At 62.1% G+C, this 26,420-nt stretch carries 29 protein-coding genes; 23 read left to right on the forward strand and 6 right to left on the reverse strand.

Translation table 11 applies throughout. The annotated features are described in order from the left end of the window. Nucleotides 1–4 precede the first annotated feature (4 nt). From rhaM to visR, 15 genes are all read left to right on the forward strand, one after another. Nucleotides 5–319 carry an L-rhamnose mutarotase gene (gene rhaM, locus IB277_RS00360; protein ID WP_034796960.1) on the forward strand — a complete coding sequence of 105 codons (315 nt, stop codon included), beginning with the start codon at nt 5–7 and terminating at the stop codon, nt 317–319. Between the two features lie 4 nt (nt 320–323). Further along, a complete protein-coding gene (locus IB277_RS00365; protein WP_192370667.1) occupies nt 324–1,712 on the forward strand; it encodes an FGGY-family carbohydrate kinase in 1,389 nt (462 codons plus the stop codon). Nucleotides 1,713–2,401: 689 nt separating this feature from the next. Continuing rightward, entirely contained in the window at nt 2,402–4,018 is a 1,617-nt protein-coding gene (locus IB277_RS00370; RefSeq protein ID WP_110818519.1) for a globin-coupled sensor protein, read from the forward strand. 41 nt (nt 4,019–4,059) lie between these two features. Continuing rightward, nucleotides 4,060–4,353 (forward strand): STAS domain-containing protein, encoded by a 294-nt coding sequence (locus IB277_RS00375; RefSeq protein WP_034796954.1) that lies wholly within the window; start codon nt 4,060–4,062, stop codon nt 4,351–4,353. A gap of 4 nt (nt 4,354–4,357) precedes the next feature. After that, nucleotides 4,358–4,723 (forward strand): response regulator, encoded by a 366-nt coding sequence (locus tag IB277_RS00380; protein ID WP_025425897.1) that lies wholly within the window; start codon nt 4,358–4,360, stop codon nt 4,721–4,723. A gap of 19 nt (nt 4,724–4,742) precedes the next feature. Beyond that, the gene (locus IB277_RS00385; RefSeq protein ID WP_034796950.1) at nt 4,743–7,034 is read left to right on the forward strand and encodes a chemotaxis protein CheA; all 2,292 of its coding nucleotides are present in this window, start codon (nt 4,743–4,745) and stop codon (nt 7,032–7,034) included. 5 nt (nt 7,035–7,039) lie between these two features. After that, nucleotides 7,040–7,510: a chemotaxis protein CheW gene (locus tag IB277_RS00390; RefSeq protein WP_090294973.1), complete on the forward strand. Its 471-nt coding sequence runs from the start codon at nt 7,040–7,042 to the stop codon at nt 7,508–7,510. Next, on the forward strand, nt 7,507–8,415 hold the full coding sequence (locus IB277_RS00395; RefSeq protein ID WP_090294972.1) for a protein-glutamate O-methyltransferase: 909 nt from the start codon (nt 7,507–7,509) through the stop codon (nt 8,413–8,415). The genes IB277_RS00390 and IB277_RS00395 overlap by 4 nt, the downstream gene beginning before the upstream one ends. Beyond that, nucleotides 8,412–9,470, forward strand: a complete 1,059-nt coding sequence (locus IB277_RS00400) for a chemotaxis response regulator protein-glutamate methylesterase (protein ID WP_110818518.1) — start codon at nt 8,412–8,414, stop codon at nt 9,468–9,470. Before IB277_RS00395 ends, IB277_RS00400 begins: the two co-directional genes overlap by 4 nt. Continuing rightward, nucleotides 9,470–9,859 carry a response regulator gene (locus IB277_RS00405; protein WP_025425902.1) on the forward strand — a complete coding sequence of 130 codons (390 nt, stop codon included), beginning with the start codon at nt 9,470–9,472 and terminating at the stop codon, nt 9,857–9,859. Before IB277_RS00400 ends, IB277_RS00405 begins: the two co-directional genes overlap by 1 nt. Further along, nucleotides 9,856–10,410: a chemoreceptor glutamine deamidase CheD gene (gene cheD, locus IB277_RS00410; RefSeq protein WP_034796938.1), complete on the forward strand. Its 555-nt coding sequence runs from the start codon at nt 9,856–9,858 to the stop codon at nt 10,408–10,410. The genes IB277_RS00405 and cheD overlap by 4 nt, the downstream gene beginning before the upstream one ends. A gap of 73 nt (nt 10,411–10,483) precedes the next feature. Continuing rightward, nucleotides 10,484–10,876, forward strand: coding sequence for a hypothetical protein (locus tag IB277_RS00415; protein ID WP_034796935.1), 393 nt, complete (start codon nt 10,484–10,486; stop codon nt 10,874–10,876). 359 nt (nt 10,877–11,235) lie between these two features. Further along, the gene (gene fliF, locus IB277_RS00420) at nt 11,236–12,912 is read left to right on the forward strand and encodes a flagellar basal-body MS-ring/collar protein FliF (RefSeq protein ID WP_192370669.1); all 1,677 of its coding nucleotides are present in this window, start codon (nt 11,236–11,238) and stop codon (nt 12,910–12,912) included. A gap of 842 nt (nt 12,913–13,754) precedes the next feature. Further along, the gene (gene visN / locus IB277_RS00425) at nt 13,755–14,495 is read left to right on the forward strand and encodes a transcriptional regulator VisN (RefSeq protein WP_034796931.1); all 741 of its coding nucleotides are present in this window, start codon (nt 13,755–13,757) and stop codon (nt 14,493–14,495) included. Nucleotides 14,496–14,507: 12 nt separating this feature from the next. Beyond that, entirely contained in the window at nt 14,508–15,254 is a 747-nt protein-coding gene (gene visR, locus IB277_RS00430) for a transcriptional regulator VisR (protein WP_060522253.1), read from the forward strand. Between the two features lie 106 nt (nt 15,255–15,360). On the opposite strand, the gene IB277_RS00435 is transcribed toward visR, so the two are convergent. The 6 genes from IB277_RS00435 to motA form a co-directional block, all read right to left on the reverse strand. Beyond that, the gene (locus IB277_RS00435) at nt 15,361–15,801 is read right to left on the reverse strand and encodes a hypothetical protein (RefSeq protein ID WP_043613045.1); all 441 of its coding nucleotides are present in this window, start codon (nt 15,799–15,801) and stop codon (nt 15,361–15,363) included. 5 nt (nt 15,802–15,806) lie between these two features. Then, nucleotides 15,807–16,883, reverse strand: a complete 1,077-nt coding sequence (flhB, locus tag IB277_RS00440) for a flagellar biosynthesis protein FlhB (RefSeq protein ID WP_034796927.1) — start codon at nt 16,881–16,883, stop codon at nt 15,807–15,809. Nucleotides 16,884–17,081: 198 nt separating this feature from the next. After that, the gene (fliG, locus tag IB277_RS00445) at nt 17,082–18,113 is read right to left on the reverse strand and encodes a flagellar motor switch protein FliG (protein WP_034796925.1); all 1,032 of its coding nucleotides are present in this window, start codon (nt 18,111–18,113) and stop codon (nt 17,082–17,084) included. Between the two features lie 29 nt (nt 18,114–18,142). After that, nucleotides 18,143–18,751, reverse strand: a complete 609-nt coding sequence (gene fliN / locus IB277_RS00450) for a flagellar motor switch protein FliN (RefSeq protein ID WP_034796923.1) — start codon at nt 18,749–18,751, stop codon at nt 18,143–18,145. A gap of 60 nt (nt 18,752–18,811) precedes the next feature. Continuing rightward, nucleotides 18,812–19,747 carry a FliM/FliN family flagellar motor switch protein gene (locus IB277_RS00455; protein WP_034797578.1) on the reverse strand — a complete coding sequence of 312 codons (936 nt, stop codon included), beginning with the start codon at nt 19,745–19,747 and terminating at the stop codon, nt 18,812–18,814. A 4-nt stretch (nt 19,748–19,751) separates the two neighbouring features. Then, nucleotides 19,752–20,630 (reverse strand): flagellar motor stator protein MotA, encoded by an 879-nt coding sequence (motA, locus tag IB277_RS00460; protein ID WP_034796921.1) that lies wholly within the window; start codon nt 20,628–20,630, stop codon nt 19,752–19,754. Between the two features lie 182 nt (nt 20,631–20,812). Between motA and IB277_RS00465 the strand changes: the two genes are divergently transcribed. The 8 genes from IB277_RS00465 (at nt 20,813) to flgG (ending at nt 26,410) form a co-directional block, all read left to right on the forward strand. Then, on the forward strand, nt 20,813–21,592 hold the full coding sequence (locus tag IB277_RS00465; RefSeq protein ID WP_060607036.1) for a DUF1217 domain-containing protein: 780 nt from the start codon (nt 20,813–20,815) through the stop codon (nt 21,590–21,592). 2 nt (nt 21,593–21,594) lie between these two features. Beyond that, nucleotides 21,595–22,320: a flagellar basal-body rod protein FlgF gene (flgF, locus tag IB277_RS00470; RefSeq protein ID WP_034796916.1), complete on the forward strand. Its 726-nt coding sequence runs from the start codon at nt 21,595–21,597 to the stop codon at nt 22,318–22,320. A gap of 18 nt (nt 22,321–22,338) precedes the next feature. After that, the gene (gene fliI / locus IB277_RS00475; protein ID WP_034797576.1) at nt 22,339–23,730 is read left to right on the forward strand and encodes a flagellar protein export ATPase FliI; all 1,392 of its coding nucleotides are present in this window, start codon (nt 22,339–22,341) and stop codon (nt 23,728–23,730) included. Then, entirely contained in the window at nt 23,730–24,284 is a 555-nt protein-coding gene (locus tag IB277_RS00480; protein WP_060581897.1) for a hypothetical protein, read from the forward strand. Before fliI ends, IB277_RS00480 begins: the two co-directional genes overlap by 1 nt. Before the next feature lie 179 nt (nt 24,285–24,463). Next, nucleotides 24,464–24,844 carry a flagellar basal body rod protein FlgB gene (gene flgB / locus IB277_RS00485; protein WP_034797574.1) on the forward strand — a complete coding sequence of 127 codons (381 nt, stop codon included), beginning with the start codon at nt 24,464–24,466 and terminating at the stop codon, nt 24,842–24,844. A gap of 5 nt (nt 24,845–24,849) precedes the next feature. After that, nucleotides 24,850–25,269 carry a flagellar basal body rod protein FlgC gene (gene flgC / locus IB277_RS00490; RefSeq protein WP_034796910.1) on the forward strand — a complete coding sequence of 140 codons (420 nt, stop codon included), beginning with the start codon at nt 24,850–24,852 and terminating at the stop codon, nt 25,267–25,269. Continuing rightward, the gene (locus tag IB277_RS00495; protein ID WP_034796908.1) at nt 25,269–25,610 is read left to right on the forward strand and encodes a flagellar hook-basal body complex protein FliE; all 342 of its coding nucleotides are present in this window, start codon (nt 25,269–25,271) and stop codon (nt 25,608–25,610) included. The genes flgC and IB277_RS00495 overlap by 1 nt, the downstream gene beginning before the upstream one ends. 11 nt (nt 25,611–25,621) lie before the next feature. Continuing rightward, nucleotides 25,622–26,410: a flagellar basal-body rod protein FlgG gene (gene flgG, locus IB277_RS00500; protein ID WP_034796905.1), complete on the forward strand. Its 789-nt coding sequence runs from the start codon at nt 25,622–25,624 to the stop codon at nt 26,408–26,410. The last annotated feature ends 10 nt before the right edge of the window (nt 26,411–26,420 follow it).

Consider the following 26,420-nt stretch of genomic DNA (forward strand, 5'->3'; position numbering starts at 1 on the left):
TCCGATGGAAAAATACGCGTTCCGTATGCGCCTGAACCCAGGCATGGCCGCCGAATACAGGGCGCGGCACGATGCCATCTGGCCGGAACTGGCCACCCTGCTGAAGGAGGCCGGCGTCTCCGACTACTCCATCCATCTGGACGAGGAGACCAGTCTGCTTTTCGGTGTGCTCTGGCGGACCGACGATCACCGCATGGCCGACCTGCCGTCCCATCCCATCATGCAGAAATGGTGGGCCTATATGGCCGATATCATGGAAACCCATGGCGATAACGAACCGGTGGCGGTGCCGCTGACGACCGTTTTCCATTTGGACTGAAAAGATGCGGGTTGTTGGCGTTATCGATATCGGCAAGACCAATGCCAAGGTCGCAGCCGTTGATCTCGACCGTTTCGAGGAGATCGCCGTCCGCAAGACGGCGAATGCGGTGCTGACTGATGGTCTTTATCCGCATTTCGATGTCGAGCGTCTCTGGGCCTTCCTGCTCGAAAGCCTCGCGTCACTCCATGCCGAACACGTCTTCGAGGCGATCTCGATCACCACCCACGGCGCGACCGCCGTCGTGCTCGACGCATCAGGCAACCTGGCGCTTCCGGTGTTGGACTATGAGCACGCCGGTCCCGACAGCCTCGCCGCCGAGTATGATAATGTCAGGCCGCCCTTTTCCGAGACCGGCTCCGCGCGCCTGCCGATGGGCCTCAATGTCGGCGCCCAGCTCTATTGGCAGCAGAAGACCTTTCCCGACGACTTCGCCAGGGTCGCCTCGGTCCTCACCTATGCGCAATATTGGACCTATCGACTGACAGGTACGCTCTGTAACGAGCTGACCTCGCTCGGCTGCCACACGGATCTCTGGAACCCACGGGCAGGGACATTCTCGTCTCTTGTCGAAAGCCAGGGCTGGACGCCCCTCTTCGCACCGGTGTTGAAGGCGAGCGATATCGCCGGAACGCTACTGCCAGAGCTTTGTTCGGCAACGGGCATTGCATCAGGGACCCCCGTCTATTGCGGCATTCACGATTCCAACGCCTCGCTGCTGCCGCATCTCCTGACACGTACCTCGCCCTTCTCGGTGATCTCAACCGGCACCTGGGTGGTGATGCTTGCGGTCGGTGCCGAGGCGAAGGTGCTCGATGAACACCGCGACACGCTGATCAACGTCAACGCGCTTGGCGATCCCGTACCCTCCGCCCGCTTCATGGGCGGCCGCGCCTTCCAGCTTCTGTTGGGGGAGGGGGCGCCCCCTGTGTCGCCGCAAACGGAAGAGGCCGTGGCCGGGGCCGGCCACATGCTGCTGCCGTCCATTCCCGAGGGATCCGGTCCCTTTCCGGCCGCAAAAGCGATCTGGACGACGGACGAACGGGAGCTTGGCCCCGCCGAACGCTTTGTCGTCGTCTCGTTCCATCTGGCGCTGATGACAGCCACCTGTCTCGACCTGATCGGCGCGCGCGGCGATATCGTCGTCGAAGGGCCCTTTGCTTCCAACAGGACCTATCTGCGCATGCTCGCCGCAGCGACGGGCCGGCCGGTCTTTGCCGATCCCCACAATATCACGGGTACGAGCCTCGGTGCTGCGTGTCTGGTTAAGGGATCCGCGGTCAGGACCGGGGTCGAGCCGCTTGCGGGCGAGATCGCGGAGAGCCTCGCCGCCTATGCGCAGGCATGGCAAAAGGCGACGCAGGACCATGTGTGCAAAGAAAAGCGGCCGTAGAACATCCGTCCCCGGCCGCAGAGATGCCTGGTTGTGTCAGTAAGAGACGGGCTAAAGCCCGATCAAAACACAGAGCTGCGCTTTGCCGACCGGTTGTGCTCGATGTTGAGCACGATCGATACTGCCATCATTGTCAGGATTGCTGTGAGTGCGGCGCCAATGCCAAGAACAATCATTGTTCGTTTCCTGTAAGCGCATCGTCATGATGTCGCTTTGCGTGATGCGAAGGTTTCTTCGCGCATGCAGCGCCCACTTCACTTTCGCTTCGATACGCGAGCGCAAGTCGAAGCACAATTCTAAACTCTTGTGATTGAGAACCTGTTGGTTTCGGGCGTGTTTATTACAGTTTTGTTGCAGCGCAAAAATGGCACGTGAAAACACCCTGTGAATTTTAGTGATTCCGATTAGAGGCGAGGGACCGTTAACCTTCAAGCAAGGAATTAACCATAAACATGGTCCCACACGTCGGAATGGGATAATTCACAAGTCTCCTCAAGGCATGATGCCGCCCCGCCGTACCGGTTCCGGTCCGGTATCCATTCTTCACCGAATTTACTTGCGGGATGAACGACAGCAGACGCTTTTCGGCGGAGGCTGATCTCATCGATGTGGCGTGCACGTCCGGTGGACCGTGGCTCTCCCTGATGCTCCCCAGGCAAGTTCCGAACGTGCAGCACCGGGGATCAGCGTTGAGGCAGGAAGCATCGTCAGAACAGGCAAAAAAGGGCCAGGCAGGCAGCCTGCTGGAGCGCCTGCGCTTTGCCGGGCTCGACGACGAGAGCTGCAACCGCGTCCGCGATCACAGGCAAAAGCTTTCTCCCCGGATTGATCAGGCGCTTCGCGACCTCTTCCAGCGCCTCCAGACCTATCCGGACGCCGCCCGCCATTTCGACAGCGACCGCCAGATCGACCGCCTTCAGGATCTTCAGTCGTCGCACTGGAACGTGCTGACCGACGCACGCTTTGACGGGCTTTATGCCGAGCGCATCAAGGTGCTCGCAGACACCGCAAGCCGCATGGGCCTCGACCCGCGCTGGCAGATGGCAAGCCATGCCGTCGTGCTCGAACATCTCATCGTCGGACTGATCGAAGACGCCTGGCCGCGATCCTTCCTGCCGATGGGCAAGGCGCGCCGCCGCGAACTTTGCGAGCTCGTCGCCGCTCTGGTGCGCACGACCTTCGTCGACAGCGAGATCGGCGTTTCGCTCCGCTTCAACGCCCTCCGCCAACAGCACCAGCGGCAGCTCGCCGAGCAGCGCAGCGCCGACGAGCTGGAGGTCAAGGCACTCTTCGGCGACTTTGCCGAAGGCGTGAGTCAGGGTGATCTCGGCGCGCGGTTGCCGGAAACGGCGGTCGAAGCCTATCAGCCGATCGTGGCGAGCCTGAACGCGGCACTCGAACAGATCCAGCAAAGTCTTCAGGCCTCCGATCAGCGCAGCCAGGCTGCCGGGGTACTGGTCGACCGCATGCGCGACGGCGCGACAGCTTTCACGGACAAGGCGAGCGCTGAAGCCGACGCGCTTTCCGGGCAGCTTGCCGTGCTCTCCGACATGGCCGGACGCATGGCGACCGGTTCGGGTCGGATCAGCGCCACGGAAACGAAGGCCAACGAGACCCGCATTGCCGTCGAGCGCAGCGGCGAGATCGCCGGCCAGGCGATTTCCGCCATGGCTGACATCGAGGCGTCGGCCGAAAAGATTGGCCAGATCATCGGCGTCATCGACGAGATCGCCTTCCAGACCAATCTTTTGGCGCTCAACGCCGGCATCGAAGCGGCGCGCGCCGGCGACAGCGGTCGCGGTTTTGCCGTCGTCGCTCAGGAAGTGCGTGCGCTGGCACAGCGCTCCGGCGAAGCGGCGCGCGAAATCAAGCAGCTCGTTTCCGGCACCAAGGCGCAGGTCGAGACCGGCGTCGAGATTGTCGGCCGCACCCAGGACGCGATCAGCAGCATCGTCGAGCAGGTCACGTCGATCAATTCCGCCGTCTCCGGCATCGCCCGCGAGGCGGAGCAGCAGGTCGGCGACCTCCGCGGCGTCGCGACCGAGATCGGCACGATCTCCAGGGGTGTCGAGGCAAGTGCCGCGCTGGCCGGCGAAACCGTCCGTTCGTCGGACGATCTTCATACGGTCATCGTCGAGCTCGGCGAGACCATCCGCCAGTTCCGCCTGGAGCGTCGCCATCCGGCCGCATCGGCGCGTGCCGGCCGCGAGCCCTTCCGTCACACATCCGCCGTCGTTGCCGAAGAGTCGGCCGCACCGTTGTTTGACGACGGGCTGCAGCGGCAGCTCGCCGGTTGGCAGCGCTGATATCAAGGGCAGTAGAGAGTTAGCAGTCGAGGAAGACAGGAATGGCCAGCAAGAAGACCGCCCAGAAGACGCTTAGCCTCGCTCCGGTTTTGGACCTGAATGAGGCAACGGCACTGCACGAGAAGCTGCTCGCGCTCAAGGGCAGCGATATCGTGATCGACGCTTCCGCGGTCGAGCGGGTCGGGACGCTTTGTGTCCAGGTGCTGATGGCCGGCGCCAAGACCTGGGAAGAGGAACATTTGTCTTTCACCTTCAGCAAGGTGTCGGACGCTTTCGAGAAAACGACACAGCTCATCGGGGTCGAGATCGACCACCTGATGGCAAAGGAGATTTGAGAAAATGAAGAAGCGAGTTCTGACGGTCGACGACTCCCGGACGATCCGAAACATGCTGCTGGTTACGCTGAACAATGCCGGTTTCGAAACGATTCAGGCCGAAGACGGCGTCGAAGGCCTTGAGGTCCTGGAAGAAGCCAATCCGGACGTGATCGTCACCGACATCAACATGCCGCGTCTCGACGGCTTCGGCTTCATCGAAGGCGTGCGCAAGAACGATCGCTACCGCGCCATTCCGATCCTGGTACTGACCACCGAAAGCGACGCGGAGAAGAAGAACCGCGCGCGTCAGGCGGGTGCAACCGGCTGGATCGTCAAGCCGTTCGACCCGACCAAACTCATCGATGCAATCGAGCGCGTAACGGCCTGAAGTCCGGGGATAGCCTCCAATGGATATGAACGAAATCAAAGAGATCTTCTTCCAGGAATGCGAGGAACAACTCGCCGAACTGGAATCGGGTCTGCTGAAGCTCAATGATGGCGACCGCGACCCGGAAACGGTCAATGCCGTTTTCCGTGCGGTGCACTCCATCAAGGGTGGCGCCGGCGCCTTCGGGCTGGACGACCTCGTCTCCTTCGCGCACGTGTTCGAGACGACCCTTGATTGCGTTCGTTCCAATAGGCTCGATCCCGGACCGGAAGTTCTGAAGGTGATGCTGAAGTCGGCCGACGTACTCGCCGACCTCACCAACGCTGCGCGCGATGGCGGCAGCGTCGACGAGGCGCGCAGCCGCCAGCTGATCAAGGAACTCGAGGCGCTCGCAAACGGCGAAGTTCCACAGGCGTCGGCAGCGCCGGCCGAACCGGTTGCCAAGCCCGTCGCTGCCGTGGCTCCGCCGCCCGTCAACGACGAAGGCTTCCAGCCGGTCGCCTTCTCCTTCGATGACTTCGACGCGGCTGAAGAGCCGCCGCTGATGGAAATGCCCACCTACGAGATCGTCTTCAAGCCGAAGTCCGATCTCTACGCCAAGGGCAACGAGGCAACGCTGCTTCTGCGCGACCTCTCGCGCCTTGGCGAGATGAGCATCCATTGCGACATGGGCGCACTGCCGACGCTCGATCGGCTGAGCCCGGAGAGCGCCTATTTCTTCTGGAAGATCTCGCTCAAGACCGACAAGGGCGAGGACGCGATCCGCACGGTTTTCGAATTCGCCGAGTGGGATTGCGACCTGGAAATTTCGCTGGTCGAAGACGAGGCGACGCAGTCGGGCGAAGAGCTGCCGATGCAGCCCGTTCCCTTCGACCTGTCGATCCTTGACGACGAACCGGCGGTATCGGTCGGTGTCGTCGAGGAAGAAGAACAGCTTGCCTCCCAGCAGCAGGATCGCGACGCCGCGGTTTCAGCCGCCGGCACGGCCAGCAACGTGCTGCAGATGGCGCAGTCCGCCGCCCGCGCACCGGCTGAGAAGGCAGCTCCCGCGGCCAGCGCCGCCGCCCAGAGCGCTGCCGCCCAGCAGGCCGCTGCATCGGCTGCAACGCCGACCATTCGCGTCGATCTCGATCGCGTCGACCGCCTGATCAACCTTGTCGGCGAACTCGTGATCAATCAGGCGATGCTCTCGCAGAGCGTCGTCGAGAACGACACAAACGGCACGTCCTCGATCAACATGGGCCTCGAAGAGCTGCAGCAGCTCACCCGCGAGATCCAGGATTCGGTGATGGCGATCCGCGCCCAGCCGGTGAAGCCTGTCTTCCAGCGTATGTCGCGTATCGTTCGCGAAATCGCCGACATGACCGGCAAGTCGGTCCGCCTGATCACCGAAGGCGAGAACACCGAAGTCGACAAGACCGTCATCGACAAGCTCGCCGAGCCGCTGACCCATATGATCCGCAACGCGGTCGACCACGGCCTCGAAACGCCGGAGAAGCGCCTTGCCGCCGGCAAGAGCGCCGAAGGCACGGTGCGCCTGACGGCGAAGCACCGTTCCGGCCGCATCGTCATCGAGCTTGCCGACGACGGTGCCGGCATCAACCGTGAGAAGGTGCGCCAGAAGGCGATCGACAACGACCTGATCGCCGCCGACGCCAACCTCTCGGACGAAGAGATCGACAACCTTATCTTCCACGCCGGCTTCTCGACGGCCGACAAGATCTCCGACATCTCCGGCCGCGGCGTCGGCATGGACGTGGTCAAGCGCTCGATCCAGGCGCTCGGCGGTCGCATCAACATCTCCTCGAAGCCGGGCCACGGTTCGGTCTTCACCATGAGCCTGCCGCTGACGCTCGCCGTTCTCGACGGCATGGTGGTCACCGTCGCCAACCAGACACTCGTCGTGCCGCTGACCGCGATCGTCGAAACACTGCAGCCGGAAGCCGCAGCGATCCATTCCTTCGGCTCCAACCAGCGGCTGATCTCGATCCGCAACTCCTTCTGCCCGCTCGTCGACGTCGGCCGGATCCTGAATTTCCGTGCCATCCAGGCGAACCCGGTCGAAGGCGTCGCCCTGCTCGTCGAATCGGAAGGTGGCGGCCAGCGCGCCCTGATGGTCGATGCGATCCAGGGGCAGCGCCAGGTGGTGATCAAGAGCCTCGAGGCCAACTACACCCACGTGCCGGGTATCGCCGCCGCGACCATTCTCGGTGACGGCCGCGTGGCGCTCATCCTCGATGTCGACGCGATCGTCGCCGCCTCGCGCGGGCATTCGCTGAAACCTGAAATGTCACTGGCTGCAGTCGGATAATGACAATGACCTATGCCGCAAGAAATCTGACCACGGACGGACGGGAGCTGATCGCTTTCCGCGTCGGCGATCAGGAATTCTGCGTAAACATCATGCAGGTGCGCGAGATCCGTGGCTGGACGCCTGCGACATCCATGCCGCATGCGCCATCCTATGTGCTCGGTGTCATCAACCTTCGCGGTGCGGTGCTGCCGATCGTCGATCTCTCGGCCCGGCTCGGCATGACGCCGGCCGACCCGACCGTGCGTCACGTCATCATCGTTGCGCAGGTCAAGAGCCAGGTCGTCGGCCTGCTTGTGGATGCCGTCTCCGACATCCTGACGATCACCGACGACAAGATCCAGCCGACGCCGGATGTCATCTCGTCGGAGTTCGAAAAGAGCTTCGCGCGCGGTGTGCTTGCGATCGAAGGCCGGATGATCTGTCTCATTGAACTCGAAGCGATCTTCCCGCAGGAAGAAAGGGAAGCCGCATGAGAAGTCAGCCCGTCGCTGAACAGAAACTGTCGCCGGACGAGTGCCTAGCGAGCGGCGAGTATCCGTTGACCCGCCGCGATCTTACCGAGATCGCTGCGATGATCTATGCGGATGCCGGCATCTATCTCAACGAGACCAAGGCGTCGCTTGTTTATTCGCGGCTGTCGAAGCATATCCGCAATCTCGGGCTCAAGGGCTTCCGCGAATATTGCCAGCTGGTCGCTTCGCCCGCCGGTGCGGCTGCGCGGCGCGACATGCTTTCGCATCTGACCACCAACTTCACGCGGTTCTTCCGCGAGAACCATCACTTCGAGCACCTGAAGACCGACGTGCTGCCGGAGCTCATCGCGCGCGCTAAGGCCGGCGGCCGGGTGCGCATCTGGTCGGCCGCCTGCTCGGACGGCCAGGAGCCCTATTCGATTGCGCTGACGGTTCTGTCGCTGCTGCCGAATGCGGCCGACTACGACTTCCGGATCCTGGCAACCGACATCGACCCGAAGATCCTGGCGCTCGCCCGCGCCGGTGCCTACGACGCAACCGCGCTCGAAACCGTCAATCCGGCCATGCGCAAGCAATATTTCTCCGAGGTCAACAGCGGCGGCCGCTTCAAGTGGCAGGTCGACGATCGGGTCAAGCGGCTGATCACCTTCAACGAACTGAACCTGATGGCGCAATGGCCGTTCAAGGGGCCGTTCGACGTTATCTTCTGCCGCAACGTCGTCATCTATTTCGACGAGCCGACGCAGATGAAGATCTGGTCGCGCTTCGCCGGCATGCTGAACACCGACGGTCACCTTTATATCGGCCATTCCGAACGGGTGTCCGGTGACGCGAAGGCGCACTTCGACAACATCGGCATCACCACCTACCGCCACACCGGCAAATTTCATGGAGGACGGGCATGACCACTCCCGCTCGCGTTCTCGTCGTTGACGACTCCGCCACAATGCGTGGCCTGATTACAGCCGTGCTCAACGCGGATCCAGACGTGACCGTCGTCGGCCAGGCGGCCGACGCCATGGAAGCGCGCCAGGCGATCAAGCAACTCGATCCCGATGTCGTCACCCTCGACATCGAAATGCCGAACATGAACGGCCTCGAATTCCTCGACAAGATCATGCGGTTGCGGCCGATGCCGGTCATCATGGTCTCGACGCTTACCCACAAGGGCGCTGAAGCCACGATCGCAGCACTCGAGATCGGCGCCTTCGATTGTGTCGGCAAGCCGCATCCGGGCGATCCCCATCCCTTTGCCGGTCTCGTCGACAAGGTAAAGGCGGCCGCCCGCTCGCAGCGCAAGTTCATCATCACCGGCAATAAGGTCGCGGCGCCGACTCCGGCCAATGCAAATACGGCGTCCGAGTACCGAGCCGGCCGCAAGATCATCGCCATCGGCGCCTCGACAGGCGGCGTTGAAGCCCTGATCACGGTACTGCAGAAGTTCCCGGCCAATTGCCCGCCGACGGTCATCACGCAGCACATGCCGCACACCTTCACCAAGAGCTTCGCGGAGCGGCTGAACCGTCTCTGCGCGCCGGCGGTGCAGGAGGCGACGGACGGCGCGCGGCTCGAAATCGGCAAGGTCTACCTGGCGCCCGGTGGCGAGCGCCATCTGCAGGTCGCCAACCCGACGGCACCCTGCTGCCGCCTGGTTGACCGCGACCCGGTCAACGGGCATCGGCCCTCGGTCGACGTGCTGTTCGATTCAGTCGCCGAGCTTGCCGGACGCAATGCAATCGGTGTCATTCTGACCGGCATGGGGCGCGACGGCGCCTCCGGTCTCCTGAAAATGCGGCATGCCGGAGCAAAGACCTTCGGCCAGAACGAAAAGACATGTGTCGTCTACGGCATGCCGAGAGTCGCCTATGAATTGGGCGCCGTTGAAACCCAGCTCCCCCTCGGATCCATCGGGGAGGAGGTCCTGAAAGCAGCGGCGCTCCGCAAGGAAGGAAGCGAATAATGTCCATCGCCGAAAAAATCAAAGTTCTGATCGTCGACGATCAGGTGACGAGCCGCCTGCTCCTGGGTGACGCCCTGCAGCAGCTCGGCTTCAAGCAGATCACCGCCGCTGGTGACGGGGAGCAGGGCATGAAGATCATGGCTCAGAACCCGCACCACCTCGTGATCTCTGACTTCAACATGCCGAAGATGGACGGGCTCGGCCTGCTGCAGGCTGTCCGCTCCAACCCGGCGACCAAGAAGGCGGCCTTCATCATCCTGACGGCCCAGGGCGACCGTGCCCTGGTTCAGAAGGCAGCGGCCCTCGGTGCCAACAACGTTCTGGCCAAGCCCTTCACCATCGAAAAGATGAAGGCTGCGATCGAAGCCGTATTCGGGGCGCTCAAATGAACATGGAAGCCGCCGGCAAGCGCGTGCATGTCATCCAGGGTGAGTACAAGGTCTTCAACGATCCGAACATCGTGCTGTCGACCATTCTCGGTTCCTGTGTGGCAGCCTGCATGCGCGATCCCGTGGCCGGCGTCGGCGGCATGAATCACTTCCTGCTGCCAGGTTCCGCGACGTCGCCCATGTCCGGCGGCGACGCGACCCGCTACGGGGTCCACCTCATGGAATTGCTCATCAACGGTCTCCTGAAACAGGGCGCCCGGCGAGATCGTCTCGAAGCCAAGATCTTCGGCGGCGCCAAGACGATCGCGCGGTTTTCCAATGTCGGCGAACAGAACGCCGCCTTCGCGCGCCAGTTCCTGCTCGACGAGGGCATCCGCATCGTCGGCGAGAGCACCGGCGGCGAGCACGGCCGCAAGCTCGAATACTGGCCGTCGTCTGGCCGCGCCCGGCAATACGCCCTGACCGGCGTCGAGACGCAGCGCACGGTGCAACTGGAGGAACGCCCGATCGTCGCGCCGAAGCCGGCCGAAAGCTCCATCGAATTCTTCTGATGCTGCGAGGCAGGCGCCTCGCAGGCCTGAAATACGACTTCTACCGCAGCCCCGAGCCACGTGAGACATACACATGCAGACCGACTACCTGGGCCACATGCCGCACGTGGAAGAAGCGCTCCCCGAAGTGCTGATGCGCATCGTCACCGAATTGCATGACGTCGCCTATCTGATCGAGCGGATCGAGCCGCAACTGGCCGGTGACCACGGCGCCGATGCGCTTGCCAATCCCGACAAGATGATGGTGCTGCAGGGCATCGACCTTGCCGTGCAGAAGACCCGCGGTCTGGCCGAGTTCATCGACACGATTACCGCATCGATCCCGGACGCCTGGATGGTCGACGTCACCACGGCCGTCAATCTGGTAAAGCTTGCCGATATGAAAAAGGCACTTGGCAACGGCATGTTGCGCCACGGCCACTCCCAACCGCTGACGAAGGCGGCCGGTGATTTCGAAGCGTTCTGACGCTCCCAGAGAGCCTCGCAGGACGCGGGTTCAAGAAACATCCATTTAAAATCAATGGCTTGCTGTACCGAATTCTGACGCGGCCGCGACTTTGCGCGCAGGTTTGGCTGCGTCCGGCGGTCCGTTTCGCCCCAGTGCATAAGTTTTGCGGCGGCGCCTCCGCCGCTTCGGTCGGGCGCATCAAGCCAAGTTCGCGCAAGTTTCGTTTCCTACGGTCCGGATCGGGACTGGTGGATTCGCGCGCATTGGAAGTCGATACTCGGCATGTCGATACCCAGAAAACCCGAATGTTGGAACTGCGCAGGGCGCTCGGCCGATGATCGGCCCATTGACCTTGCGATACTGGGTGCGGAAACAGAATGAGTCTGTTGGATCAACTCTCGACGTTCACGAAGAACCTGAGCAGTCTCGGGCAAGGCAAGCTGATCGCGTTGGCGGCGGCTGGCATTGTCGCGGTCGGCATGGTGCTCGGGGCCGGAATTTACGTCAACAGACCCTCGTTCGAGACGCTCTACGTCGGGCTCGAACGCAGCGATGTCACCCAGATCAGCATCGCGCTGGCCGAGGCCAACATCGACTTCAATGTCGGGGCTGACGGCGCCAGTCTGCAGGTTCCCGTTGGCATGACCAGCAAGGCGCGCCTGCTGCTCGCCGAGCGTGGCCTGCCGAGCAGCGCCAATGCCGGTTATGAACTCTTCGACAATGTCGGCTCGCTCGGCCTCACCTCCTTCATGCAGGAAGTGACCCGCGTGCGTGCCCTCGAAGGCGAAATCGGCCGCACCATCCAGCAGATTTCCGGTATCGCCGCCGCCCGCGTCCACATCGTGATGCCGGAGCGCGGCAGCTTCCGCAAGGCAGACCAGAACCCCACAGCCTCGGTCATGATTCGCGCCAGCGCCACGGTCGGCCGCAGCGCCGCCGCTTCGATCCGTCATCTCGTCGCCTCGTCCGTACCGGGGCTCGACGTCGATGACGTGACCGTGCTCGATTCGACCGGGCAGCTTCTCGCATCGGGCGACGATCCGGCCAACAGCGCCCTCAACCAGTCGCTCGGCGTCGTCCAGAACGTCCAGACCGAGCTTGAGAAGAAGATCGACAACGCGCTCGCTCCGTTCCTCGGCATGGACAACTTCCGTTCGAGCGTCACGGCACGTCTGAACACCGACACGCAGCAGATCCAGGAAACGGTGTTCGATCCGGAATCGCGGGTCGAACGCTCTACCCGCGTGACCAAGGAAGAGCAGAAGTCCAGCCAACAGCAACCGGACAATGCAGCGACGGTGCAGCAGAACATTCCTCAGGCCGCCCCGAAGGGCGGTGCCGGCCCGCAGTCGAGCGACCAGGCCGAGAAGAAGGAAGAGCAGACCAACTACGAGATCAACAGCAAGACGATCGCCACCGTCAAGAACAGCTATACGGTCGAGCGGCTCTCCGTTGCCGTCGTCGTCAACCGCGGCCGCCTGGCAGCGATGGTCGGCGAACCGGCCGATCAGGCCAAGATCGACGCCTATCTCGCTGACATGCAGAAGATCGTCGCTTCGGCTGCCGGCCTCGATACCAACCGCGGCGACGTCGTGACCCTGACCGCCATGGACTTCGTCGAGACGCAGCTGCTCGACCAGGCGGTGGCCGGTCCCGGTGTGATGGAGACGCTCACTCGCAATCTCGGCGGTATCATCAACGCGCTCGCCTTCATCGTCGTCGCCTTCCTGGTGGTCTGGATGGGCATGCGGCCCCTGGCACACCAGCTCGGTCTCGGTGGCGGTGCCGGTCAGATCCAGGGCGAAGCAGCCGGCCTCGAACTGCCCGACTTCTCTCCGGCCAATGCCGGTGCCGGTGGCGCGCTCATGGACGGCTTCGGCTCGGACTTCGGCTTCGACAGCACCGACGACCTGCTCAGCATGGGCGACGACAGCGGCGGCTTCAACCGCCGCGTCAAGGAAGGTCCGGAACGGCGCCTGGCCCGCATGGTCGAGATCAGCGAAGAGCGCGCGGCGAAGATCCTGCGCAAGTGGGCTCTCGACAAGGCGGCCTGACACTCAGAAAACAGCTTTGGAATTTCTTGCAAATCCCGCCCTCGTGGCGGGATTTTTCTTGTCCCCGCTGCCTGTGATCGCGCTTGCGGTGGATTTCGATGTTGGGAGCAAATATTGCGGGAGTCCGGCCGCCGGTTTTCATCTGGCTTCAAAATTGCTTCAAGTTTCGAAGGGAGCTCACGTGAGTCCCGGTGGAATCCCGGATGGTAATGTTTTAACGATATCTTAATTTATAGATTCCGCGCGCCCGCATGACGTGCATTGTGCTGTGTCATCTACTATGACGGTTTCGAGCAATACAGAGTTAAATCGAAATATATCTTTGTTATAGCCGAAATTAATTCTATGGCTTTCACAATTTATATATCGGTAAAATGAGCGTTGTCTGAAAATGGGCTGGTGCATTTGAGCAACAGCTATGAAAACAAAGTATAATATCGTGCGAATTCGAAATTCTCTGAACGCGCAGAACCGTCCTTTTTTGGGATGAAATTCCGGTGCTTTCCACTTGCAACGCTGCATCGGATCCCGCCTGAGGCGCGGAAATTGTGGATTTTCAGGAGAAAAATCTCTGCTTTTCAATGTGTTGCGATGCCGCGCCGGTTCTGGCAGTGGCGCAGGGGCGTTGGCAGGGGTGACTGATCACGAATCGCGACATGCCAGCGGCACGAAGTAAATAGCCAGAAGAGGGCGATGTTTTTTTTCTCGCGTCGATGTACATTTTTAGCAGTTGATTCGTGTCCTGATCTGCGACTGGTGGTGATATTCGGCTTCGGCCGGCTGTTGGCGGCGGCAGCGCAAATGCAGTTCCGGGATGTGGATCCGGCACAGGGGCTGAACTCATGGACATTTCGCAAGCAGACATTGCTGTCTGGCCTTTGCCGACGGCACCGACACGCGCACGCGGCGGCGGGTTTTCGCGCGAGCAGCTTTTGCGACGACTGGGCGAAGTCGCCGGGCGCGGTGCTCTCGGAAGCGGCCTTTCGGCGCTGACGGAATATGTCGGCGCAAGCCATTATCTGTTGGCGCGCTATGATCTGTCACAGGACAGCGGTCTCGACCATGTGGTCTGCTCGGACTGGCCTTTCGACGTCGTCCGGCGGCTTTCGGGTGTGATCACGGCGCTTCATGCCAAGACCACCGAACTGGAAAAGTGCCTCGCAGTGTTGCAGCCGTGTTTTCATGCGCTGCCAGACAATACCGAGCTTCCGCGCGGCATCAGCCGCGAATATTGCGCGATCACCTTCAATGTCGGGCGCCTGCGTTTCTCCCTGATGCTCCTGGTCCCGGAAGACGTGATCCTGTCGCAGGAGAGCCTGCGTGACGTGACGTTGCTGGCGGGCTATCTGGCAAGCTTCACCACGCGCGCCGAAGTCCGCCATGACCGCGATTTCGAGCTTACGGAGCGCGAACTCGAGTGCCTGTTCTGGATTGCCGAAGGCAAGACGAGCGAAGAGATCGCAGTGATCCTCGGCATTTCGCGCAACACCATCAACAACTACATCACCAGCGTCATGCGCAAGACTGCGACCAGGACGCGGTCGGAAGCGATTGCCTACGCGGTGCGCAACAATCTTGTGTAAGGGACGGGCGCGATGACGCATTTTCTTGGCGGCGGGCGGATCGAGGACGAGCAGAAGCTCGCGAGGAACGGCAACCGCGCCGCGCGAGCGGCCACCTTGGTCACGCGCCTGCAAGCCATGCAGCGTCAGATCAACGCCAAGCACTTTGCAGTCCTGCGGCTCAACGGCAAGGGAACCGGCAGCGCCCGAAAGCTCACCTGTGTCCTCGACAACTGGGGCGTCGCTGCCGAAGCGAACGCCCATGATCTCGTCAATGCCTATGGCGAAGAACTCGTCGCTCATCTCGACCAGTCGCTGCTGCCGGTCCTTTGGGACGGCGCCGGCGAGCACCAGGCGGCAGAGCTTTCCGAGCTGGCGCCTTTCGCGCATCGCCTGAAGGGCCGCAAGCTTCCCTATTCCGGCATCGCCTTTCCCGTCAGGCTCGGCGCCCAGGGCAACGGCTATGTCGTCTTCGCAGGCAGCTATGTGGATGCCTCCACCGAGCAGGTGGTCGATCTGCACGGCCGCAGCTGCATGATCATGACCGATCTGCTGGCGGCCGACGAGAAGCGTGTCGCACCGGCGGAAACCTTGAGCGACCGCGAGATCGCCTGCCTGCAGATGGCGGGCGACGGTCACATCAGCGAAGAGATCGCCGAGCGCATGGGACTTTCGGTCCACACGGTCAACGCCTATCTGGGCGCGGCGACGACGAAGCTCGATTCGGTCAACCGCATCCAGGCGATCGCCAAGGCAATCCGCCTCGGCTACATCAGCTGACTCTGAACTAGACGGGTCGCTCCGGCCTTTTGAGCAGCGGCGCCGACGGAATTTAACCTGCCAGCGTCAATCGCACGTCCGCACGAGACCCGTCGGAGCGGTGCTTTCAGCTCGCCAGCGGCAACTCATAGGACTTGATGAATTTCGCCTCTGCCAGGCTCCGAGCCAGGAAGGCCGTGTTCTCGTCCGGGTCGGACGAGGGGTTCTGGAAATTGATGTGGCTGATCTCGATCCCGGCCGTCTCGTTGCCGAGCGACAGGCGGACATAGATGGTCACGCCGCGGGGTTTCAGTTCGAGGTCGAGCACGATTTCCGGCTCGCTGTCCCAATCCAGATTGTAGTTGCCGCCGAGGCCGAAATTGACCGTGCCGGGCAGAAAATAGAGCTCTGCTGCCGATTCGACGAGGTCAGCGAGGCTGGCATAGGACTCGAACCGTAATAGCGCGATGAAATCGGCGGCGTCGATGAGACGCAGTTCGGTCGCCACGGGGCGAATTGCTTCAGCTACGATCTGTTCCCGCTTCTCGGAGAATTCGCACTTTTTCATCGGAGTTATGTCATCCGTTTTGGTTGCGACGCATGCACCCGGTGAATGAGCTCGGCAACAGCCTTGTAAAACACCGGTGGAATCACACTATCGACCGAGACTTGTGCAAACATGGAGCGTGCAAGCGGCGGATCTTCGAAGACCGGAACACCGTTTTTCTCTGCAATTTCACGGATTTTGAGGGCAACCAGGTCCTGGCCCATTGCGACGACCACGGGGGCGTCGCTCTCCTCGCGGACATAACGCAAGGCGACGGCATAGTGGGTCGGGTTGGCGATGACGAGCGTGGCGCGCGGCACAGACGAGATCATGCGCTTGCGCGCCCGGTCGCGCTGCATGGAGCGCAGGCGCGATTTGACGATCGGGTCGCCCTGCGCCTGTTTCATTTCCTCCTTCACTTCCTGCTTGGTCATCATCAGTTCGGTGTACCAATGGTGCCGCGACCAGAAGAGGTCGGCGATCGCCAGCACTGCGGTCGACAGCAGAATGACGATCATGATCTCGTTGAGGTCGCTCGCCATCGTCGAGAACATCGTGACCGGATCGGAAAACATCAGGTCGAGCGTGGCGAAATAGTCGTTCCAGAGCACCAGAACGACGACGACTGACACGATGATGATCTTGAACAGCGACTTGCCGAATTCGACCAGGCCCTGGATGCCGAAGATCCGCTTGAGCCCGGCCATCGGCGAAACCCGATTGAGCTTTGGCTGGATGCGGTCGAGAACCGGCACGGGCAGGTTCTGGAAGATGGAGGCGCCGACGCCGAAGACGATGAGCAGGACGAAAGCCGGGACAACCAGGGCTGTCGATTTCCAGATAAGATGGGTGATCAGTGCCACGACGTCGGTGGCGTTTTCCAGCCGCCAGGCCTCCGGTTGCTCGAAGATATCCTTGAGCGCTTCGGTGAGGGTGGCGACGCCGTCGGTCAGGAAGAAGACGAAGAAAATGTAGATCGCGAGCGTCGATGCGAACATCGTGGCTTCACGAGAAAAGGGCACGTTACCCTTTTCGGCGGCGTCGGAGATCTTCTTCTCTGACGGGGCTTCTGTTTTGCTGTCTTTATCCTGATCGTCCGACATGAGACAGGACGGCTCCCGGTTCCTCTACAGCGACGCGCGTCCGGCGGACATACGCCCTGCATTGCGCCTCCTGTAGTGGACCGAGCGCGGGAACCAGGCAAGAGTTGAGCCCCGGCATTCGCCGGGGCTCAACAGAAATTACCCTTTGGGGAGCGGTAGCCCGGCCGCTTTGTGCGGCTCGTCAGACGGAGGCAGGCCTCAGGCCGCCTGCACGTCCTTTTCCTTGAGCTCGAGCTGTCCGTTCGCAGCCAACCTGATGGCTTCCTGCGTGATCGAGCGGCGTGCGATGGCGATATCGCGCGGATTGATGCCGGCATCGCCCATGGCGAGATCGGACTCGATCATGCGGCGCTGGCGCGCGCCGATCGAGGCGAGTACCGATTCGCGCAGTTCCGACGTCGAGCCGCGCAGCGCCATCGTGATGATGTCGGTCGACACGTCGTTGAAGAGCTGAACGCGGCTGCGCTGCGGCATGTAGAGCACGTCGTCGAAGAGGAAGATCTTCGGGCGTACCTTGTTGGCGGAGGCGGTGCTGAGCGATTCGAGCGAGGCGAGCAGCGTATCGACCTGCGGCTTGTCGAGTTCGTTCATCACTTCGGCGATCTTGGCCGGGCCCGCCGAATTGCGTTCCGCTTCCATCTCGCCGATCATTTCCATGACGCGGTTTTCGATGATCGCAGCGGCCTTCGGGTTGACGTCCTTCATGTTGACGGCGCGCTTCAGGATGTCCGGGCGCTGTTCTTCCGACAGCTGCAGCAGCACCTTGGCGCCGAAGCTGGAAGGCATCATCGACAGCACGTAAGCGATCGTCTGCGCATGTTCCTTGGCAAGCTGGACGGAAACGGCAACCGGGTCGCACTCCTGCAGGCGATCCCAGATGTTGGCTTCGTAGGATTGGAAGGTGGCGCGTCGGCCGAGCAGGCCATCGACTTCGTCCGGCGTCAGGCCTTCTTCGAGAATGCTCTCGATCGCCTTGGCGTTGTCCATGAGGCCGGCACCCTCGGTGAAGAGGTCTTCGAACTCGTTGACGAGCGCTTCGAGCTCATGCGGCGGAATGGCGCGCAGCGACTGCGCCGAGGCGATGATCGACTGCAGCTCGCTCTGGGTGAAGAACTTCAACAGCTTGCTGGCGACGCCCTTGCCCATGGCAAGCAGAACGGCCGCTGCCTTGTCCGTCTGGCTGAGCGGCCTTGATAGCGCCTGAGCCTCGAAACTTTCGAAATCCATCATGGATTCATCCTTCGCCCAATCATTGGGCCCTACGACTTCTTATTGCCCTTGATCTCGATGAGTTTGACGCCGAAGCGGGTATCGTCGCCTTCGAGAACGGTAATTTCGCCACGGCCGATCACGCGACCGTTGACCATGATCTCCACCGGCTCGCCGATGCGGCGATCCAGCGCGATCGTTGCGCCTTCGCTGAGGTTCATGAGGCCCGAAACCTGCATCCGGCTCGAGCCGAGCACGATCTGGACGTCGATCGGAATGTCCATGATCAGGTCGAGATTGGCATTCATGCCGCTGCCGGGCGGTGTATCGACGGCCACATCAGCGCTGTCGAAGGACGTCGCGGCAAAATCCGTGCCGCCGAAGTCGCTCGTCGCGGCCGCGCCGCCGAGATCGGCGCCGAAGTCGCTGGAGCCGAAATCGCCGCCGAATGCGTCGAGGCCGCCAGCGGCCGGTGCGCCAAAATCACTGCCGAAATCGGTCGTGCCAAGCGTTTCGGCGCCGAATTCGGAGCCGAAAGCATCAGGCGTGTCGGAATCCTGCTTCAGGACACCGCGCAGGTCATTGATCGCCTGGTCGAGTTCCATGTCTCCGACAGCGACTTCGGCCTGTTCGTTGATGGGTGCTTTTTTGGGTGCCATGTGAGAACTATTCCAGTTGAAGCTTGCCTCAGGCATGCTGCGAGCGCGCGGCAGGCCGATTTAACTCATGATGTGGCGAAGGATGTCCTGTTCGGATCCGTGCGTATCCTTGACCCGAACCGTGTATTTCGATCCGGCGCGCCCGAATTCGCAGACATAGAGGTCGCGGCCATTGGCGTTGACGTCGACGCGAACGTCCTGGGCGTCGAGGAAGGGAATGACGTCGCCCGGTTGCAGGCGGCTGATCGTGTCGAGCGTCAGGCTTTCGAGCCGGATGCGCGCCTCGATCGTCACCGCCGAACGGCGAACCTGTTCTTCCAGCTGCTCCGTCCACTCGGCCTTCGCCTTGCGCTGCTGTCCGCTTCCCTTGGGGAAGACGATCGTTGTCTTCAGAAGCACGCTTTGCGGAACGATGATCGAGAAGGTGGAAAGCACGGGGCCGAAGCCGATCGTCATGTCGATGGCGCCGGCGTGAACGTCCTCGATCATCGGATCGGGCTTGGCGCGCGCCACGCTGTTGAGCGGGCGTTCGACGATCGGCTCGAAACCGCCGGGGGCATTGACGGCGGTCCTGAGCACGTCGGCGATCTTCTCGAACAGCGGCACGGCCACGTCGATCTCGATCTGGGAGAGCGCGCGCGGCTGCGGCTCTTCGATGCCGGCGGGCTCGGCGCCGAGCAGCGCCTCCACCAGAGCGATGATGATCGGGCTGTCGCAGCCGATCTGAAAGTCCGTGCACCAGTTACGCAGCGAAACCTCGCTGATGAGCACGCCGGTGCCCATCGACGCGATCAATTCGCGGCGCATGCCGGTCCGATGGCCGGCATAGCCGATGGTTATGTCGAGACCCGTCTCCGCTCGGCAGATATCCGGCAGGAATTCGCCGAAGACCTGGCCGAGTTCGAGGGCCAATCGACCGATCACCCGGTCGTCGCCGAGCGCGCCGGTCATGCGCGCCAGAAGTTTACGGTCGAATGCGTGAACGTTGGAGGTCATCAGATCAAGCCGCCTTGCTTTCGCCGCCGCCACCGGGGTTCATCATTTCCTGCTCGACTGCGTCGATCGACGGACGCTCGTAGGCCGAGATGGTCTTGCGGCCATATTCGAGAGCAACCTGCGGAACCGAACCGTTCATGTAGGCAAGCAGCGTCTGCTTGACGATGATGTAGAGGCGGTTCTGCTTTTCGCGCACCGATTTGACGTTGGCGACCAGCGGCGCGACGATCGAATAGGAGAGAAACACGCCGAGCAGGGTGCCGACGAGGGCGGCCGCGATCTTGGCGCCCAGAACTTCCGGCGCCTCGCTGATAGCACCCATCGCCTTGATGACGCCGAGAACGGCTGCGACGATACCGATCGCCGGGAAGGCGTCGCCCATCGTGTTCAGCGCGTGATAGCACTTCATCTTGTCGTGGGTGATGGTCTGGATTTCCTCGTCCATCAGCGCTTCGATCTCGTGCGAACGGGCGTTGCCGATGATGATCAGGCGCACGTAATCGCAGATGAAAGCGGTCAGTTCCTTGTTCTTCAGAACCGTCGGGGCCGACTGGAAGATCGAAGATTCCTCGGGGTTGTCGATGTGGCTTTCGATCTCGTTGCGCGACTTTGTGCGCAGGTCGCGCATCAGCGAATAGAGAACGCCGAGCGTGTCGAGATATTCGCGCTCTTTCGGCACCTTGTGGCGAAAGGCTTCGCCGAGCGCCTTGCCGGTATCCTTCACCACCTTCATGGAGTTGGCCATGATGAAACCGCCGACGCCGGCGCCACCGATGATCAACAGTTCGAAGGGCTGGTTGAGGACTTCCATGTGGCCGCCCATCGCCAGATAGCCGCCGAGGATACAGCCGAACGTCACAAGAAGCCCGATGATGATATTCATTTTCGATACCTGCCGCGATCTTATTTTCCGCTAACGGGATACGGTTTCATCCTTGCGTGAGGCTGGCCGGTCCTGGCGACAAGGCCACCTGGCGGAACAGGTTCGCGCAAGGCTGTCCGGTCAGGATTTGTCAGGGCAGGCTCAGGGGCTGCCTGTCTCATTCCGGCAGGGGCGGAGCGATCGTGACCACGACCTATACGAGCTACAAGCTGATTACGGCCGACTTGACGAAGTCGCTGGCCCGCGTTGCCGAGCAGCCGGATGTGGCGCGCGAGACCGCGTACTATCTGTCGAAGATCGGCGACGTCAAAACGATCGACGACTTCTTTGCCGATACCCGCCTCTACAATTACGCGATGAAGGCGCATGGCCTGGAAGACATGGCCTATGCCAAGGCCTTCATGCGCAAGGTGCTGACCGAAGGCGTCGACAACGAAGATGCCTTTGCCAACAAGCTGACCGACAACCGCTACAAGCAGCTCGTCGAATCGCTGAATTTTGCCGCCCACGGCGCGGCCGCCACATCCTTCGACCGTGCGCAGAAGGGCGTCGCAGAAAAATACACGCGCCAGACCCTGGAACAGGACGCAGGCGAAGAGAATGCCGGCGTCAGGCTTGCCCTTTATTTTTCGCGCATGGCGCCGACGATCGACAGCGGCTACGCCATCATCGCCGATGAGGCGATTGCCCAGGTGGTGCGCACGGCGCTGCAGCTGCCCGACGAATTCGCAGCGACCAATGTCGATCGCCAGGCCGAGACCTATGAACAGGCGCTCGATTTCAAGGACTTCCAGGACCCGACCAAGGTAGCCGAGTTTCTCGACCGGTTCACCGCGCTCTGGGAAACCAAAAATTCAACGGACGGTTATGATCCGCTCGCGGTCTTCGGCTCATCGAGCGGCTACGGCATTTCTTCCGATCTTCTCCTGTCCATCAACAGCCTGAAACTCGGGGGAAACTGAGCGTGCAAACCGGTCTTTACGTCGCGATTTCGTCGCAGATGGCGCTTGAAAAGCGCCTCAATACGCTTGCAGACAACATCGCGAACGCCAACACCGTCGGCTTCCGCGGCACCGAGGTGAAGTTCAACGAGATGCTCGGCGACACGAAGCCGACCAAGGTTGCCTACGTCAACAAGGGCGAGGAGTTCCTGAACACCAGCAACGGTTCGCTGACGCGCACCGGCTCGGCGCTCGACTTCGCCGTCAAGGGCGATGCCTGGTTCCAGATCGAGACGCCCGCCGGCCCGGCGCTCACGCGCGACGGGCGGTTCACGCTGACGGATACCGGCGAACTCGTCACCATTCGCGGCTATCCGGTGCTCGACGCCGGCGGCGCGCCGATCCAGCTCAACGGCAACGGCGGCGACATCACCGTCGGCGCCGATGGTGCGCTTCACCAGAACGGTGTCGCGGTCGCCTCGCTCGGCCTTTACGAGGCCGATTTCAGCAAGGGTTTCATCCGTCTCGACAACAGCGCCGTTCAGCCGGCGGCACAGGTCGAGCCGGTCGTCGACCGTTTCGATGTCGGCGTCATGCAGGGCTTCCTCGAGGAGTCCAACGTCAATGCCATTCAGGAAATGTCGCAGCTGATCATGGTCACCCGCGCCTTCGACAACATCACCGCCCTGCTGCGCGACAGCGAAGGATCGCTCGAAGAAGCGGTCAAGACGCTTGGCGGCAGCCGCTAATCTGTGACGGACATCGGCATGCAAAGCGAAGGCCAGAAAACGAGCACGGGATCGACATCTCTGGCGGCACTTGCCGGCCTGGTCGAACGCTATGCCAAACCCGAATTCTCGATCGCGCCCGGCGGTCACGTCCAGACGATCTCGCCTGGCCACTATACGGTGACTGGCCTGTCGCGGCATGTCCGGCTCGGCGATTTCGTCGCCCACAAGAGCGTCACCGGAACCCATCTCGGCGAGGTCGTTCGGGTCGAGCCGGAGCGGGTGGTCGTCTGCCCGATCGAGCCCGGCGATCCGATCGGCATCCACGACACGGTCATTCGCAAGGGCGCCTTCCGTGTCGCGCCGACCGACCAATGGTGCGGCCGCGCGATCAATGCGCTCGGCGAGCCGATCGATGGTCTCGGACCTCTCCAGCAGGGCGACGTGCGCCGCTCGATCACCAACACCGCGCCGCCGTCGATGACGCGCAAGCGAGTCGAGAAGGGCTTCCTGACCGGCGTGCGCGCGATCGACATTTTTTCGCCGCTCTGCCTTGGTCAGCGTCTCGGCATCTTTGCCGGTTCGGGCGTCGGCAAGTCGACGCTGCTCTCCATGCTGGCGCGCGCCGATGCCTTCGACAAGGTGGTGATCGCGCTGGTCGGCGAACGTGGCCGTGAAGTGCGCGAATTCATCGAGGATACGCTGGGCGACAATCTGGCGAAGTCCGTCGCGGTCGTCGCGACCAGCGACGAAAGCCCGATGCTGCGCAAGATGGCGCCGCTGACCGCCGTCACCATCGCTGAGCATTATCGTGACAACGGCGACAATGTTCTTCTGATCGTCGACAGCGTCACCCGCTTCGCCCACGCGATCCGCGAGGTCGCAACCGCGTCCGGCGAGCCGCCGATCGCGCGCGGCTATCCGGCCTCGGTCTTCACCGAACTGCCGCGCCTTCTGGAGCGCGCCGGCCCCGGCACCGAAGGCGCCGGCACGATCACGGCGATCATCTCCATCCTCGTCGACGGCGACAACCACAACGATCCCGTCGCCGACTCGACGCGCGGTATCCTCGATGGGCACATCGTGCTCGAGCGCAGTCTTGCGGAGGAGGGGCGGTATCCGCCGATCAATCCGCTCGCCTCTATCTCGCGCCTGGCGCGCAAGGCCTGGACCCCCGACCAGGAGAAGCTGGTCTCGCGCCTGAAGGCGCTGATCCACCGCTTCGAAGAGACCCGCGACCTTCGCCTGATCGGCGGCTATCGCCCGGGTGGCGATCCGGATCTCGACATGGCGATCAAGCAGGTGCCGGTCATCTACGAGGTACTGACGCAGACCGCCGGTGAGCGCCCGGCACAGGATGCCTTTTCCGATCTCGCCAACGCGCTGAAGGCGGCGGCGATGGGCAATCAGCCGGGTGCGAGAGCGAGGTGATGACCATGACCGATTATGATGCGGACGAGATGGTGCATCAGCGCAAGCGCAGCCGCATGCCGATGACCGACAAGTTCCTGGCCGCGACCGGCGTGGCGCTTGCCGCTTTCGCGACCTTCTTTCCCTGGTATGCATTCTTCCACCAGGACAAGTTCACCATGCCGCCTTTGTGGCAGGGCTCGACCCGTGATCTGCCGGAACGCGCCGCGCGCAACGTCGTCTCGGTTTCTCCGCTCGCCATGCCCGACGCGGACGGCGACACCGTGGCCGCCATCGACCAGTTGACGACGGCGACCGTGCCGGGCATCGGCGCTGGTCCGGGACCGGAAGGTACGGCTGCCGAAGAGGGGCTGTCGCAGCCCTTTCCCGGCAAGTCCGGCTTCAAGCTGATGCATGTCGCCAACGGCCGGGCGCTGATCGAGGATGCCAGCGGCATGTATATCGTGCGCATCGGCTCGGTTCTGCCCGACAACACGCGTCTTGCCACGCTCGAGCAGCGGGATGGCCACTGGGTGATGATCACCTCGTCCGGCGAAATGTACCAGGCCAACTGACGTAGACCCGCATTCCTTGCCCGTGACCGCCGCGCCATCTCTGACGGATGACGCGGCTTTCCGTCTTTTGCAGGCAATCTCCGGCAGCAGAGGCCCCGATCCCTTGGGCATCGCTTTCCGACGAAAGTCCCACGCAAGATTACCGGCCTAGGTTCGCATCACCAAGCATGGAGCTTTTGATGCAACCGATTCAGCTTTTCGAACTCGCGTCCCGGCAGGCCCAGTGGCTGACCGTTCGCCAGAACGTGGTGGCCGGCAACATCGCCAATGCGAACACGCCGCACTACAAGGCCAAGGACGTCAAGCCGTTCGAAAGCGTGCTGCAGGACGCCGGCATCCAGATGGCGGCGACCAACAAGATGCACTTCACGGACGGCCTCGCAGCCTCTCAGGTGGCTGAAGTCGGCATGGTCGACGGTGTGCAGATCCAGCAATCCGGCAACAGCGTCGCGATCGAGCAGGAAATGATGAAGACCGGCGAAATCAAGCGCGACTACGAGCTCTCCGCCGGCCTTGTGAAGGCATTTCACCGAATGATGCTAATGGCGGTACGGAAGTAAGAACCATGGATCCATTGACCTCGGCCCTCAAGGTATCGGCCTCCGGCCTGCAGGCGGAATCGACTCGCCTGCGCATCGTCTCCGAAAACATCGCCAATGCCCGCTCCACCGGCGATACGCCGGGCGCGGATCCCTATCGCCGCAAGACCATCAGCTTTGCTGCCGAAGTGGACCGCGCAAGCGGCGCCTCGCTGGTCGAAATCGAGCGGCAGGGCACGGACGATTCGGATTTCAACATCGAGTTCGATCCGGGCAATCCGGCCGCCAATGAAAAGGGCATGGTCAAGCTGCCGAACGTCAACATTCTGGTGGAGATGGCCGATATGCGCGAAGCCAACCGCGCCTATGAGGCGAACCTCCAGACCATCAAGCAGTCCCGCGACCTGATTTCCCAGACAATCGACCTGTTGAGAGCCTCGCAATAATGATCGATGCAGTTAAATCCCTCGGCGCGTTCTCGGTCACCAAAGAGACCGACGGCACCCACTCCACGTCATCCTCGTCGTCGATCTTCGGCATGCCGGCCGCCACCCAGGGCGTGCCGCAGGGGCAGAGCTTCGCTTCGGTTCTCGGCGACATGGCGAGCGACGCCATCGGCGCCATGAAGAAGGCCGAAGGCATGTCACTCGACGGCATTCGCGGCCAGGCAAACACCCGTGAGGTCGTCGATGCGGTGATGAGCGCCGAACAGTCGCTGCAGACCGCGATCGCGATCCGCGACAAGGTGGTCACCGCCTACCTCGAAATCGCGCGCATGCAGATCTGAAGGAACGAGACATGAAGGCCCTTTCCATTGCCGCCACCGGCATGAACGCCCAGCAGCTGAACCTCGAAGTCATCGCGAACAACATCGCGAACATCAACACGACGGGTTACAAGCGTGCGCGCGCCGAGTTCTCCGATCTGCTTTATCAAACCGAACGCGCCCAGGGCGTGCCGAACCGCTCCAACCAGGCGATCGTTCCGGAAGGCGCGATCATCGGTCTCGGCGTGCAGACGGCGGCCGTACGCAACCTTCACATCCAGGGCAGCATGGTTTCGACCGGCAACGAGTACGACCTGGCGCTGATCGGTCGCGGCTGGTTCCAGGTCGAGACGCCCGATGGCGAGACGGTCTATACCCGTGCCGGCGCCTTCAACAAGAATGCGCAAGGCCAGCTCGTGACGATCGACGGCTACACCGTTGTTCCGGGCATTACCGTTCCGCAGGACGCCACCGACATCGTCTTCACGAGCTCCGGCCAGGTGATGGTGCGCATCGGCAACGACCCCGCCATGCAGGAAATCGGCCAGCTGACGATCGCCAACTTCGTCAACGAGGCGGGCCTCGAGCCGCAGGGCGAAAACCTCTTCAAGCAGACGCCGGCCTCCGGCGACGCGATCGTCGGTACGCCTGCCGATCCGGGCTTCGCGCAGATCAAGCAGAAGTATCTCGAAGCGTCCAACGTCGATCCGGTCAAGGAAATCACCGACCTGATCTCTGCGCAGCGCGCCTACGAGATGAACTCCAAGATCATTCAGGCCGCCGATGAAATGGCGGCCACGGTGAGCAAGAACCTCAGGTAACGAAAGAGGG

Source organism: Ensifer sp. ENS07 (assembly GCF_014852185.1).
GTDB lineage: Bacteria > Pseudomonadota > Alphaproteobacteria > Rhizobiales > Rhizobiaceae > Ensifer > Ensifer adhaerens.